Source organism: Paenarthrobacter sp. TA1.8 (assembly GCF_048595705.1).
In the GTDB taxonomy this organism is placed as follows: domain Bacteria; phylum Actinomycetota; class Actinomycetes; order Actinomycetales; family Micrococcaceae; genus Arthrobacter; species Arthrobacter nitroguajacolicus.
In genome coordinates, this window is sequence record NZ_CP184287.1 from 3,378,597 (window position 1) to 3,390,629 (window position 12,033).

Consider the following 12,033-nt stretch of genomic DNA (forward strand, 5'->3'; position numbering starts at 1 on the left):
GAAAGGAACATCATGAAGTCTCTTATTACCCGGAGGAAGTCACTCCTGGTGGCCGCATCGGCTGCGCTTGCTCTCTCCCTGAGCGCTTGCGGCGGCGGCAGCAGCACCACCACTCCCCCCGTTGCCTCGGCGAGCTTCGAAGCCGGCACCACCATGGAGAAGCTGAACAAGGCCGGGACGATCAAGATCGGTACCAAGTTCGACCAGCCGTTGTTCGGCCAGAAGGGCCTGGACGGCAAGCCTGTCGGTTTCGACGTCGAAATGGGCAAGGCAATCGCCGCCAAGCTTGGAATTCAGGCTGACAAGATCGAGTGGGTAGAAACTGTCTCCCAGAACCGTGAGTCGTTCATCGAGCAGGGTCGCGTCGATCTCGTGATCGCCACGTACACCATCAACGATGCCCGTAAGGAAAAGGTCGCCTTCGCCGGACCGTACTACGAAGCAGGCCAGGCGCTGTTGGTGAACAAGGACGACACCTCCATCACCAAGCCCGAAGATGTCGCCGGCAAGAAGGTCTGCTCCGTCACGGGTTCCACCCCGGCCAAGACCATCGCCGAGAAGTACGGCGCTGAGGTAGTCCCTGCGGCCACCTACACCGCTTGCCTGGAGCCGCTTCGCAACAAGCAGGTTGTCGCCGTCACCACTGACAACGTCATCCTCGCCGGCTACGTGGACAAGGAACCGGACGCCTTCAAGCTCGCCTCGGATGAAACCTTCACCAAGGAGCCTTACGGCATCGGCCTGAAGAAGGACGACACCGTTTTCCGCAACTGGATCAATGACCAGCTTGAGGAATTCGCCAAGGACGACACCTACAAGAAGGCTTGGGAAGCCACTGCAGGCAAGGTCATCAAGACCGCTCCTGAACTTCCTACGATCAACCGCTACTAGTCGGGACCCGTCAACTGCCGCCGCCCACCCGGACGGCGGCAGTTGACGAATCCAGGACCCTGTTCCCTGATTAGCTGCAGCCAAAGGAAGCCATGGACGCCGTCATAGCAAGCCTCCCCGAGTATTGGGACGGATTTCTCCGAACCCTTTATCTCTCCATAATTTCAGGAATCATTGCCCTCCTTGTCGGCACACTCCTGGCAGCCATGAGGGTTTCCCCCGTGGCAGCACTTCGCGGTTTCAGCATGTTCTATGTTGAAGTGGCGCGTAACACCCCCCTCACCATCATTTTCTTCTTCGCCGCCATTGTTCTGCCGCGGTTGGGCGTTAAGTTTGAACAATTCGAAGTCGCGGCCATTATCGCGTTGAGCAGTTACACGGCGGCCTTCATCGCCGAAGCCGTCCGTTCCGGCGTCAACAGCGTGCCTGTGGGCCAAGCAGAAGCTGCCCGCAGCGTCGGCATGACCTTCACCCAGGTGTTGGGCTTCATCGTCCTCCCCCAAGCCGTGCGCACCGTCATACCTCCGTTGATCAACATTCTGATAGCACTGGTCAAGAACTCCTCGGTGGCCGGCGCGTTCTTCGTCCTGGAGCTTTTCGGCTACGGCCGCCAGCTCTCCAACGACTACGGCAACCAAGTCCTCTGGATCCTCCTCGGGGTGGCTTTCTTCTACCTCCTGATCACAGTTCCGCTGGGACTTCTGGCGCACTTTGTTGAACGAAAGGTGGCGATTGCCCGATGACATCGGTCCTGTACGACGTCCCCGGGCCCAAGGCCCGCCTCTATTCGCTCCTGGGCTCTGCCGCTGGAATCCTGATCATCCTCGGCATCCTCGCCATTGCTGTCGTAACGCTGGCACAGCAGGGCATTTTCGACGCCGATCGTTGGGAGATTTTCTACGGTCCCATGGCTCCGGACGTCTGGAACCTGATCGGCCAAGGCATTCTCTCCACGTTGGCCGCAGCCGCCGTGGCAGCCGTAATCGCCTTCCCCCTGGGCATCGCGCTCTGCCTGCTGCGTATTTCCCTGATTCCTTGGATCCGGATTCCCACGCAGGTAGTGCTTGAGTTCCTCCGCGGCATGCCCGTGGTCCTCATGATGTTGTTTGTCCTGTTGGTTTTCGCCACGGGTCAGTTCCAAGCCGTGGTTGTTGGCCTGGTTCTCTACAACGCCGCCATCTTTGCTGAGATCCTGCGTGCAGGCATCCAGTCCCTCCCCAAGGGACAGCGCGAGGCGGGTCTGGCCATCGGCCTCCGAAGCTTCCAGTCACGGATGTCCATCGAGTTCCCCCAGGCTGTTCGCCGGATGCTTCCGTCCTTGGTGGCCCAGCTGGTGGTTCTGCTCAAGGACACCTCGCTCGGCTACATTGTGGGCTACGAGGAACTCCTGCGGAAGATCCAGATCATGGCCGACTTCCTGGGTCCGGACTTCCTGTTCCCCGCGTTCTTCGTGGGCGCTGCGATCTACATCCTGATCAACCTGACGGTGTCGCGGATTGCGATCATGATTGAGCGTCGCGGTTCCAAGAAGGCCGCCGGCGGCGTGGCCTCGGCCATCAAGACGGTGGATCTCGAAGTCAACGTACCGGGTACCGATAAGAAGTAGCTCTGTAGCAAAGAAGGTCCGCAGCCACGGTGACCAGTTCACCAGGCTGCGGACCTTCTTCATTTGCTGAGCGGGAAGCCCTGGGACTACGGCGTTAGCCACGTCCTCAGTGCCCGGAGGCACTCACGGACGGCGTCGGCGTCGACGTGTTCGTTGTCTTTGTGCGCCAGCAGAGGATCGCCGGGGCCGAAGTTCACTGCCGGGATGCCCAGTTCACTGAAGCGCGCGACGTCGGTCCAGCCGTATTTGGGCTTGGGCTCGGCACCCACTGCGGCAACGAAGGACGCGGCGGCGGGATGGTTGAGTCCGGGGCGCGCGCCTGCAGCATCGTCGGTACGTACGACGTCGAATCCTTCCAGCAATTCCCTGACGACGGCCTCAGCCTGGTCCGGTGTCTTGTCCGGGGCGAAACGGTAGTTGATCTCCACCACGCAGCGGTCCGGGATGACGTTGCCCGCAGTTCCACCGTTGATCTTTACGGCATTGAGGCTCTCGCGGTAATCGAGGCCGTCCACGTTGATGGTCTGCGGCTCATAGTCGGCGAGCCGGGCCAGGATGGGTGCTGCGGCGTGGATCGCGTTGATGCCCATCCATGCCCGCGCAGAGTGTGCTGTTTCGCCGATGGTGGTTGCTTCGAAACGGCTGGTTCCGTTGCAGCCGCCTTCCACTGTGCCATGCGTTGGCTCCAACAGGATTGCGAAGTCGCCCTTCAGCAGGTCGCCGTGGTTGCGGACCAGTCTTCCGAGCCCGCTCTTCACCGCTTCCACTTCCTCATGGTCATAAAAGACGAAGGTGACGTCCTTGTCCGGCTGCCTGCCGTCGTCGAACAATGTTGCCGCCAGCGCGAGCTGCACCGCAACGCCGCCCTTCATGTCAGTAGTCCCGCGTCCGTAAAGCACGCCTTCGCCGGGAACGCCGGACTCCCACGTGGCCGGGACGGTGCCGAGCGAGCCCGCCACGGTGGGCAGGGGCACGGTGTCCAGGTGTCCGGCCAGGATGACTCGCTCCGGGCGGCCAAGTTCGGTGCGGGCGATGATGGCGTCTCCGTCCCGGGTCACGGTATAGGCGGGGATGGCGCGCAGGGCGGTCTCGACGGCGTCGGCAAGCTCGGTCTCATTGCCGGAAACGCTGTTGAAGTCGATGATCGCGGCCGTCAGCAAAGCAACGTCCTGGCGCAGGTCAAGGAGGGCGGGAGCAGGGTTCAGGGTCACCCGTCCAGCCTAATGCCCGCAAATGCGACTTCTATGGCATGAGACGGGTTTTAACCGACCTCTGCCTGCTGGATAGACTTGGCCCATGACTGAAACTGCTTCCTCTGCTGTGCCTGCAAACGCGACCGAAAACCACCGATCCGCCTACGGCTTCGGCCTCGCCACCATCGCCACCTCGGCTTCCGGGGAAGCAACCGTGCTGGATGTCTGGTACCCCGCACCCGCATTGGGCGTTGCCGCCGAGTCCTTGCGCGACGTCGAGAACGCCGATCCCGCGCTCACTGCACTTGCCGAGGAAGGCAAGGACGCCGACCGCGCCACCGAGCAGAAGGTCGTCTTCGCGCAGATAGACCTCGACGCCGCCCCGGCAGACACCGCCGACGCCTACCTGCGTCTGCACCTCCTCTCGCACCGCCTGGTCAAGCCGAACAGCATCAACCTGGACGGTGTCTTCGGCAAGCTGCCCAACGTCGTGTGGACCAACTTTGGCCCCGCAGCGGTTGACGGCTTCGAACTGACCCGCGCCCGCCTGCGCAAGCGCGGCAACGTTGTGGTCTTCGGCGTGGACAAGTTCCCGCGGATGGTTGACTACGTCGTTCCCACCGGTGTGCGCATTGCCGACGCCGACCGCGTCCGTTTGGGTGCCCACCTCGCCGAAGGCACCACGGTCATGCACGAAGGCTTCGTGAACTTCAACGCAGGAACCCTGGGAACCTCCATGGTGGAAGGCCGGATCTCCGCTGGCGTTGTTGCCGGCGACGGCACGGACGTTGGAGGCGGAGCGTCCATCATGGGCACGCTCTCCGGCGGCGGCAAGGAAAAGATCGCCCTGGGCGAGCGGGTTCTGCTCGGCGCCAACTCCGGCGTGGGCATCAGCATCGGCGACGACTCCGTTGTGGAGGCCGGCCTCTACGTTACCGCCGGCACCCGCGTGCGCGTTCCGGGCCCCAAGGACGAGAACGGCGAGGACACCAGCAAGATCATCAAGGCCGTGGAACTCTCCGGCGTCCCGAACCTCCTCTTCCGTCGCAACTCCACCACCGGCGGCGTGGAAGTCCTGCCGCGCAAGGGCCAGACGGTGGAGCTGAACGAGGCTCTCCACGCCAACTAGCAGGAGACACCCAATGCGCCGGTTCCGCCGCGCCATCGTTGCGGTGCTGGCTTTGGCCCTCGTAGCAGGTGCCATTTACGCGATAGTTGCCGTGCTGCAGCGCTCCGAGACCTTGGTCACGGAGCGCTGCTTTGCCGTGGTCGGCTCTGAAAACCATGAGCTTGCCACGGACCAGACTGCCAACGCGTCGCTCATCTCGGCGATCTCCGTCCGGCGTGGGCTGCCGCCCCGGGCGGCGAGTATCGCTCTTGCCACAGCCATGCAGGAATCCAGGCTGCGCAACATCAACTACGGCGACGACGCCGGACCGGACTCCCGCGGTTTGTTCCAGCAACGCCCCTCGCAAGGCTGGGGAACCGAGGAACAGGTGATGGACCCCATCTATGCAAGCAATGCTTTCTTTGACGGACTGGTCAAAGTGCCCGGCTACGAGGCCATGGAGATCACCCAAGCTGCCCAAGCGGTCCAGCGTTCCGCTTTCCCCCGCGCGTACGCCCAGCATGAGGGAATGGCACGGGCTTTTGCTTCCGCCCTCACCGGGCATTCCACCTCGTCATTGAATTGCGAATTGCGCATGCCGGAGGCGGCGGGTGACCCTGCCGTCGTCGTCGATGAACTCACGACGGCGTTCGGCCCCCAGGCGGCCACCGTTCAGGGCCGCTCGGTTCAGTTGCAGATCGGCGGAACGCAGGCTTGGGCTGTGGCTCACTGGGCGGTGGCAAACGCAAAAACTTTGTCCATCACGCAAGTGGACCTTGCAGGCCAGACGTGGAACCGGGAGAAACGCGACGGATGGCAACCCTCCGCCGCTCCCACTGAGACGGTCACCATCACTGTTTCAGCGCCAGCAACCTGAGTTTTTTGTGCAGCCCATCAGGCCAGCATCTCCACCACGGGCTGGACGTAACTACGGAACACATCGGGCTCGGACAGCAGCCGATGGCTCATGATCATGGTGCTCGGTTCCAGGTACCAGGCCCGGGGTTCATTGAGGGGCAGCTCAATAATAGTGAGTTCGAAGTCCCGGGAACTGCGACCGACCTCGAGGAGCCTGTCCTCGACCATTTCGTTCAGCACGTGTGTCACCCCGTTGGCTTCACGCGCGGCCTCAAGATGGGCATACTCGTCAATCCTGTCGGTGGCCCATCCCAGCGCAGAGCCAAAGTGTGCCTGCAGGACGCGCTGGAGTGCCGGTGAGTTGCCAAAAGCTTTGAAGCTGGGCGGCGATAGCTCGGGAGCCGGATTGGGATAAGACTTCACCAGGCTCTCCCACCAGGCCTCCCACTCGGTCTTTAGCGCCGGGAGACCCCCCACATCAGAGGTGAGGTGTTGGTGGTCTGCATGCCTGACTTTTGGAGCTGCGTGGGAGAGGATGGGTTTTCCAGCACCATCCAATCCGGCTACGTCGCGCAAGTACAGGGCAATGAGCATAGGCCCGGACGTATCCATGGTGATGCGCCATCCCGGGCCGCCTGACTCGTGCATGCGAATTCCTCCCTTTGGCAGGTCCCCGACATGTTCCAGTCTATTCCCGATGACTCCGGACGGTAATGGCGTTGTCCGGCTCTTGTAGGCTGGGCAGCCGCAACAACCCTCAGCGGCTGGTTGGCACTGCCCCCAAGGATCGCAGGTGGGCCGTGAGGACGTCGCTGCACATCTCTGCGGTCATCCACTCGGGCTGCAGCAGCGCATGCATGCACAGCCCGTCCATGGTGGCCAAGAGCCTCTCCGCTTCCGTCACAAGGGTTTGCTGCGCGTCAGCTTCACCCGGATTCAGGAGCATGATGAGGCGACCGACGACGGCGGCCACGGTACGGTGGCTGCGCTCGGCTTCGTCGGCCAGAACGGGCTTGATCCGGGCAGCGTGCCGGAATGCCATCCACACGCAGGCATCTACTGCGAGTTCCTCGTCCAAGGGCAGGAACTGGCCGAGGAGATTAAGCACCGCGTTGTGCTGCTCGGGGCTTTCAGGTGGGGCGTCCTCGACGGACACGAGTGCCGCCTCAAGACGCCATGAAATGCGATCGATGACGGCCGCGAAGGAGAAGACCAGAAGTTCATCACTGCTGGCGAAGTAGTGCCGCACCGAACCAACAGCCAGGCCTGCTTCGTCAGCTACTTCCCTGAGGGATGCCCGCTCCAAGCCATCGCTGGCGATAATCCGGAAGACGGCTTGGACAACTTCATGGCGCCGGGCTTCGGCATCAACAATTTTGGGCACCAGTAGTTTTTAGCACGAACGTGCTTCAACACCGCTCAACACAGAGCGGCGTGGCTCCGATTTCCGATAGCGTAGGAACCATGAAAATTCTTGTCACGGGTGGCACCGGCTACATCGGTTCCCACACCGTTTTGTCCCTTCAGGAAGCCGGCCACGACGTCGTTGTGCTCGACAACCTCGTGAACTCCAGCGAGGAATCCCTCCGCAGGGTTTCGGAGCTCACCGGCAAGACTGCCGCCTTCCACAAGGTGGACCTGGTGGATGAGCCCGCCGTTGAGGCCGTCTTCGACCAGCACCAGATCGACGCAGTCATCCACTTCGCGGGGCTGAAGGCCGTAGGCGAGTCCGTCCAGGAACCCCTCGCCTACTACTACAACAACATCGTGGGCACCCTGAACCTGCTCCGCGCCATGGACAAGCACAACGTGCGCTCCATCGTCTTCAGCTCCTCGGCCACGGTGTACGGCGAGCACAACCCGATTCCTTACATCGAGAAGATGGAAATCGGGGCCAACAACCCTTACGGCCGCACCAAGGAACAGATCGAGGACATCCTCTCAGACCTGGGTAACGCGGATGACCGCTGGCATATCGCACTCCTGCGCTATTTCAACCCGGTTGGAGCGCACCCGTCCGGCCGCATCGGCGAGGACCCCCAGGGCATCCCGAACAACCTCGTCCCCTTCATCGCACAGGTAGCCGTAGGACGCCGCGAGAAGCTCATGGTCTTCGGCGGCGACTACGACACTCCCGATGGCACTGCGCAGCGCGACTACATCCACGTAGTCGATCTAGCCGATGGCCATGTAGCAGCCCTGAACTACATCGCCGAGCGTGCCGGTGTCCGTCGCTGGAACCTGGGCTCCGGCCGCGGTTCGTCCGTTCTGGAGGTCCTGCGTTCCTTCGAGAAGGCCGTGGGCCGGCCGATCCCGTACGAGATCACCGACCGCCGTGCCGGCGATCTCCCCGCCTTCTGGGCCGACGCTTCTTCCGCCCTTGCTGACCTTGGATGGTCCACCACGAAGACCGTGGACCAGATGTGCGAGGACCACTGGCGCTGGCAGAAGAACAACCCCTACGGCTACAACGCAGCTGAGGCTGCCGCGACGAGCAACGCTTAGACGAGCACTGCTTCGGCAACTAACGACGGCGGCCGCCCACCTCGCGCGAGGTGGGCGGCCGCCGTCGTTATTGACGCTGTTGCCGTATCAGTTGGCCGGGTAGTTGCGCTCCGGCTCCCCTGTGTAGAGCTGCCGCGGACGGCCGATCTTGGTCTGGGGATCGTTGATCATTTCGCGCCACTGGGCAATCCAGCCCGGGAGGCGTCCAATGGCGAACAATACAGTGAACATCTTCTCCGGGAAGCCCATGGCCTTGTAGATGAGGCCGGTGTAGAAGTCGACGTTCGGGTACAGCTTGCGCTGGATGAAGTAGTCGTCAGCCAGTGCTTTCTCTTCGAGGCGCATGGCAATGTCCAGCAGTTCGTCATTGCCGCCGAGCTTGCCCAGAACTTCGTGTGCCGTTGCCTTGATGATCTTGGCGCGGGGATCGTAGTTCTTGTAGACGCGGTGTCCGAAGCCCATGAGGCGGACGCCGTCTTCCTTGTTCTTGACCTTCTCCATGTAGTCCTCGGGCTTGATGCCGTCGGCCTGGATCTGGCGCAGCATCTTCAGCACGGCCTCGTTGGCGCCACCGTGAGCGGGGCCGAAGAGGGCATTGATGCCGGCGGACACCGACGCGAAGAGGTTCGCATTGGACGAGCCCACCAGTCGCACGGTGGACGTGGAACAGTTCTGCTCGTGATCCGCATGCAGGATGAGCAGGAGGTCCAGGGCCTTCACGACCACAGGATCCATTTCGTACTGCTCGGCGGGCAGGCCGAAGCTAAGGCGCAGGAAGTTCTCCACCAGGTTCTGGGAGTTATCCGGGTAGAGCATCGGCTGGCCGATGGACTTCTTGTGCGCGTAAGCAGCGATGACCGGCAGCTTTGCCATCAGGCGGATGGTGGAAACTTCCACGTGTTCCGCGTTGAAGGGATCCAGCGAGTCCTGGTAGAAGGTGGACAGCGCAGAAACAGCCGAGGAAAGCACCGGCATGGGGTGGGCGTCACGCGGGAACCCACCGAAGAAGCCCTTAAGCTCTTCGTGCAGGAGCGTGTGACGGCGGATCTTCTGATCAAACTCTTCCAACTCTGTGGGAGAAGGGAGGTTGCCGTAGATCAGCAGGTAGGAAACTTCGAGGAAGCTCGAGTGCTGCGCGAGCTGCTCAATGGGGTAACCGCGGTAACGCAGTACGCCTGCGTCGCCGTCGATGTAGGTGATGGCCGAGGTGGTGGCCGCTGTGTTCATGAAGCCGGGGTCATAGGCGACGGCGCCCGTCTGCTTCAGCAGCTTGGAAACGTCATAACCTTCGTTTCCTTCTACAACCTTGATGCGCGGCAGTTCGAGTTCGCCGCCGGCATGGCGCAGTGTCGCGCTGGTGGTCTCAGTCATGGAGTCCCCTTCATGAGGCCTCAGGGCCTCTATCGAACGCTTGTCCAACAACCTTCTGGTGTCGCCGCCTTCGGCCCTACTGTTGCAGGGCTCCAACGGCCGAAGTGCTTTCTTAGAGAAGGCCACCATTGATAGTCAGTTAAAAAGCTACCGCCAGTAACCCTACGGAACTAATCCGTATCGTCCGGTTACTGGCGGAATAACGCTATTAGTGGTGCAAGTCACAGCATTGTTATGAGGCCGTGCCAAGCCGCTCTACGGCGGCATCAATTCGTTCGTCGGTGCCGGTGAGCGCCACGCGGATGAAGCCATTGCCGGCATCGCCATAGAAAACGCCCGGGCCAACCACGATGCCGAGTTCCGCGAAGCGCGCCACCGTATCCCACGTGGCTTCGCCGGCCGTGGACCACAGGTACAGGCCGGCCTTGGATTCGTGGATCTTCAGTCCGAAGTTCTCCAGCGCCGGCACGATCCTTTCGCGGCGTCCGCGGTACAGGTCCTTCTGGGCCAGGACATGGCCGGCATCGCCCAAAGCGACGCGCATGGCTTCCTGCACAGGGTAGGGAACGATCATGCCCGCATGTTTGCGGCTGTTGACCAGATTGGCCATGATCGCCGAATCTCCGGCCACGAACGCGGCACGGTACCCGGCAAGGTTGGACTGCTTGCTGAGCGAGTAGACGCACAGCAAGCCATCGGTGGAACCTCCGGTAACTCGGGGATCCAAGATGCTGGGGACAGCTTCGCCGCCACGCTGGGCATCCCATTCGTCCCAGCCCAGCTCCGCGTAGCACTCGTCGGAGGCCACTACTGCTCCGAGCTCACGGGCCTGGCCGACGATCCGTTGCAGCGACTCGATGTCACGGACGCTTCCTGTGGGATTGCCCGGCGAGTTGATCCAGATCAACCGAACCTTCGCGCGGGTGGCGGGATCGAGCTCATCCAGATCGTCAGCGGCAACTGCCGTGGCACCTGCCAATGAGGCGCCGATGTCGTAGGTCGGGTACGCAACGGTGGGACGCACAACGACGTCGCCTGCGCTCAAGCCCAGCAGGAACGGCAACCACGCCACGAGCTCCTTTGAACCCACGGTAGGCATGACGTCCTTGGGGTCCAGCCCCGGGACACCGCGACGGCTGGCGAACCAGTGGACAACCGCCTCCCGCAAGGCCTCCGTACCGTGAACCGTGGGATAGCCGTGGGCATCGGCAGCGTTGGCCAGAGCCTCGCGGATCAACCCGGGGGTGGGATCCACCGGAGTTCCGATGGAGAGATTCACTGCGCCACCGGGGTGCGTGGAAGCCGTGGCGACATACGGCGCCATGGCCTCCCAAGGGTAGTCAGGCAGGTTCAGGCCGAAAGCCGGCGCCGCTGAAATCACCGAAACTACCGCCTAGTGGTCTTGGTTCTGCGGGGGCAGCGCGGAAATGAACGGGTGGTCCTTACCTGTGTTGCCGATCTTGGCTGCTCCACCTGGGGAACCGAGGTCGTCGAAGAATTCAACATTGGCCTTGTAGTAGTCGGCCCATTCCTCCGGGGTGTCATCCTCGTAGTAGATGGCCTCAACCGGGCACACGGGTTCGCAGGCTCCACAGTCGACACATTCATCGGGGTGGATGTAGAGGGAACGCTCACCTTCGTAAATGCAGTCGACAGGGCATTCTTCAATACATGCCTTGTCCTTGACATCTACACACGGCTGCGCGATTACGTACGTCACGTCCCAGACCTCTCCACGGTTTGTCCCGGCGATGGCCGGGGTAATACGGCCGGCATCATGCCGGGCACTCAACTTCCGAGCCTATTATCCAACAGTGCGCTGACGCCAACCTAGCCCGCGTCTTAGTATGAAACGGTGACTCCCCCGAACTTGCCGCCCCGACAATTCCTCCTCGCCGCAGAACCAGGCATCCGGGTGGTGGTCAGGTACAGGATTGAGGACGGGTTGACGGACGCCTTGGGCTATCTGGTGGGAACTACGGAAGGTTCCTGCACCATCAGGACCCGTACGGCCGACGTCGAGATTCCGTTGGCAATGGTTATCGCGGCGAAAGAGGTTCCACCGCCACCGCCGCGTCGGCAGTCCGTCCGCGTCGCAGCCGACTGACAACCAGCCGCTTAACAACCATAAGCATGATTAACGTCACTACGCCGATGCCGAAGACCCACACGTTGCCCACGAGATCGCCGAGTATCAACTGCTTGGCGGAGCCGGCTGAAGACAGGACGCCTACGACGGCATAGCTCACCACGCCTGCCACCGCCGTCGGTAGCACCGAGCGGGACCATGCAGCGAGCCACAACTGCACGGACGCCAGCAGCAGCAGGGCTGCGGCCACGCCCCAAGGGAGTTCGACGCCGGACCAGAGTACGGTCTGCCGGTGCAATGCGGTGCCCGCCAGGGCAACGAAAAGAGCCGCCAGCACGGCCGTGGCAATTCCACGGACCGAACCGGCGGCTCCTCTCTTCATTCAGCTGTTCCGAACTGGTTCAGGCCAGTT

The 12,033-nt window shown here is 62.1% G+C and carries 14 protein-coding genes; 7 read left to right on the forward strand and 7 right to left on the reverse strand.

Features of this window, described 5'->3' with window-relative positions:
* Positions 1-12: 12 nt before the first annotated feature.
* From ACNAOT_RS15680 to ACNAOT_RS15690, 3 genes are all read left to right on the forward strand, one after another.
* The gene (locus ACNAOT_RS15680; protein ID WP_420178519.1) at positions 13-891 is read left to right on the forward strand and encodes a glutamate ABC transporter substrate-binding protein; all 879 of its coding nucleotides are present in this window, start codon (positions 13-15) and stop codon (positions 889-891) included.
* A 92-nt stretch (positions 892-983) separates the two neighbouring features.
* Positions 984-1,634: an amino acid ABC transporter permease gene (locus tag ACNAOT_RS15685; protein WP_091468752.1), complete on the forward strand. Its 651-nt coding sequence runs from the start codon at positions 984-986 to the stop codon at positions 1,632-1,634.
* Entirely contained in the window at positions 1,631-2,497 is an 867-nt protein-coding gene (locus tag ACNAOT_RS15690; protein ID WP_178997006.1) for an amino acid ABC transporter permease, read from the forward strand. The genes ACNAOT_RS15685 and ACNAOT_RS15690 overlap by 4 nt, the downstream gene beginning before the upstream one ends.
* Before the next feature lie 86 nt (positions 2,498-2,583).
* Here ACNAOT_RS15690 and dapE read toward each other — a convergent pair whose 3' ends face one another.
* Positions 2,584-3,708 (reverse strand): succinyl-diaminopimelate desuccinylase, encoded by a 1,125-nt coding sequence (gene dapE / locus ACNAOT_RS15695; protein ID WP_420178520.1) that lies wholly within the window; start codon positions 3,706-3,708, stop codon positions 2,584-2,586.
* Between the two features lie 85 nt (positions 3,709-3,793).
* On the opposite strand from dapE, the gene dapD reads away from it, so the two are divergent.
* Together dapD and ACNAOT_RS15705 are read left to right on the forward strand one after the other, a co-directional pair.
* Complete coding sequence (dapD, locus tag ACNAOT_RS15700) at positions 3,794-4,819, forward strand: 2,3,4,5-tetrahydropyridine-2,6-dicarboxylate N-succinyltransferase (RefSeq protein WP_420178521.1); 1,026 nt, start codon at positions 3,794-3,796, stop codon at positions 4,817-4,819.
* Positions 4,820-4,832: 13 nt separating this feature from the next.
* On the forward strand, positions 4,833-5,675 hold the full coding sequence (locus ACNAOT_RS15705; RefSeq protein ID WP_420178522.1) for a hypothetical protein: 843 nt from the start codon (positions 4,833-4,835) through the stop codon (positions 5,673-5,675).
* A gap of 17 nt (positions 5,676-5,692) precedes the next feature.
* Here ACNAOT_RS15705 and ACNAOT_RS15710 read toward each other — a convergent pair whose 3' ends face one another.
* Positions 5,693-6,304 carry a hypothetical protein gene (locus ACNAOT_RS15710; RefSeq protein ID WP_420178523.1) on the reverse strand — a complete coding sequence of 204 codons (612 nt, stop codon included), beginning with the start codon at positions 6,302-6,304 and terminating at the stop codon, positions 5,693-5,695.
* Positions 6,305-6,413: 109 nt separating this feature from the next.
* Positions 6,414-7,040, reverse strand: coding sequence for a TetR/AcrR family transcriptional regulator (locus ACNAOT_RS15715; RefSeq protein WP_420178524.1), 627 nt, complete (start codon positions 7,038-7,040; stop codon positions 6,414-6,416).
* A gap of 80 nt (positions 7,041-7,120) precedes the next feature.
* Between ACNAOT_RS15715 and galE the strand changes: the two genes are divergently transcribed.
* On the forward strand, positions 7,121-8,161 hold the full coding sequence (gene galE, locus ACNAOT_RS15720) for a UDP-glucose 4-epimerase GalE (protein ID WP_026005471.1): 1,041 nt from the start codon (positions 7,121-7,123) through the stop codon (positions 8,159-8,161).
* 87 nt (positions 8,162-8,248) lie between these two features.
* Here the strand turns inward: galE and ACNAOT_RS15725 are convergent, their stop codons facing one another.
* From ACNAOT_RS15725 to fdxA, 3 genes are all read right to left on the reverse strand, one after another.
* Complete coding sequence (locus tag ACNAOT_RS15725) at positions 8,249-9,532, reverse strand: citrate synthase (protein WP_091468769.1); 1,284 nt, start codon at positions 9,530-9,532, stop codon at positions 8,249-8,251.
* A 232-nt stretch (positions 9,533-9,764) separates the two neighbouring features.
* Positions 9,765-10,913, reverse strand: a complete 1,149-nt coding sequence (dapC, locus tag ACNAOT_RS15730) for a succinyldiaminopimelate transaminase (protein ID WP_420178525.1) — start codon at positions 10,911-10,913, stop codon at positions 9,765-9,767.
* Between the two features lie 12 nt (positions 10,914-10,925).
* Positions 10,926-11,252 carry a ferredoxin gene (gene fdxA / locus ACNAOT_RS15735; RefSeq protein ID WP_024817464.1) on the reverse strand — a complete coding sequence of 109 codons (327 nt, stop codon included), beginning with the start codon at positions 11,250-11,252 and terminating at the stop codon, positions 10,926-10,928.
* 198 nt (positions 11,253-11,450) lie between these two features.
* Here fdxA and ACNAOT_RS15740 point away from each other — a divergent pair, with 198 nt between their 5' ends.
* Positions 11,451-11,639 (forward strand): hypothetical protein, encoded by a 189-nt coding sequence (locus ACNAOT_RS15740; RefSeq protein WP_420181180.1) that lies wholly within the window; start codon positions 11,451-11,453, stop codon positions 11,637-11,639.
* On the opposite strand, the gene ACNAOT_RS15745 is transcribed toward ACNAOT_RS15740, so the two are convergent.
* Positions 11,572-12,003 carry a hypothetical protein gene (locus tag ACNAOT_RS15745; protein WP_420178526.1) on the reverse strand — a complete coding sequence of 144 codons (432 nt, stop codon included), beginning with the start codon at positions 12,001-12,003 and terminating at the stop codon, positions 11,572-11,574. The genes ACNAOT_RS15740 and ACNAOT_RS15745 overlap by 68 nt on opposite strands.
* Positions 12,004-12,033: the final 30 nt, after the last annotated feature.

Bases quoted from the DNA above. Each gene is read 5' to 3' on its own strand.
- ACNAOT_RS15705 (WP_420178522.1), top strand. From the start codon at position 4,833: ATGCGCCGGTTCCGCCGCGCCATCGTTGCGGTGCTGGCTTTGGCCCTC.
- ACNAOT_RS15725 (WP_091468769.1), bottom strand. From the start codon at position 9,532: ATGACTGAGACCACCAGCGCGACACTGCGCCATGCCGGCGGCGAACTC.
- ACNAOT_RS15690 (WP_178997006.1), top strand. From the start codon at position 1,631: ATGACATCGGTCCTGTACGACGTCCCCGGGCCCAAGGCCCGCCTCTAT.
- galE (WP_026005471.1), top strand. From the start codon at position 7,121: ATGAAAATTCTTGTCACGGGTGGCACCGGCTACATCGGTTCCCACACC.
- ACNAOT_RS15685 (WP_091468752.1), top strand. From the start codon at position 984: ATGGACGCCGTCATAGCAAGCCTCCCCGAGTATTGGGACGGATTTCTC.
- ACNAOT_RS15745 (WP_420178526.1), bottom strand. From the start codon at position 12,003: ATGAAGAGAGGAGCCGCCGGTTCGGTCCGTGGAATTGCCACGGCCGTG.
- dapD (WP_420178521.1), top strand. From the start codon at position 3,794: ATGACTGAAACTGCTTCCTCTGCTGTGCCTGCAAACGCGACCGAAAAC.
- ACNAOT_RS15710 (WP_420178523.1), bottom strand. From the start codon at position 6,304: ATGCACGAGTCAGGCGGCCCGGGATGGCGCATCACCATGGATACGTCC.
- ACNAOT_RS15680 (WP_420178519.1), top strand. From the start codon at position 13: ATGAAGTCTCTTATTACCCGGAGGAAGTCACTCCTGGTGGCCGCATCG.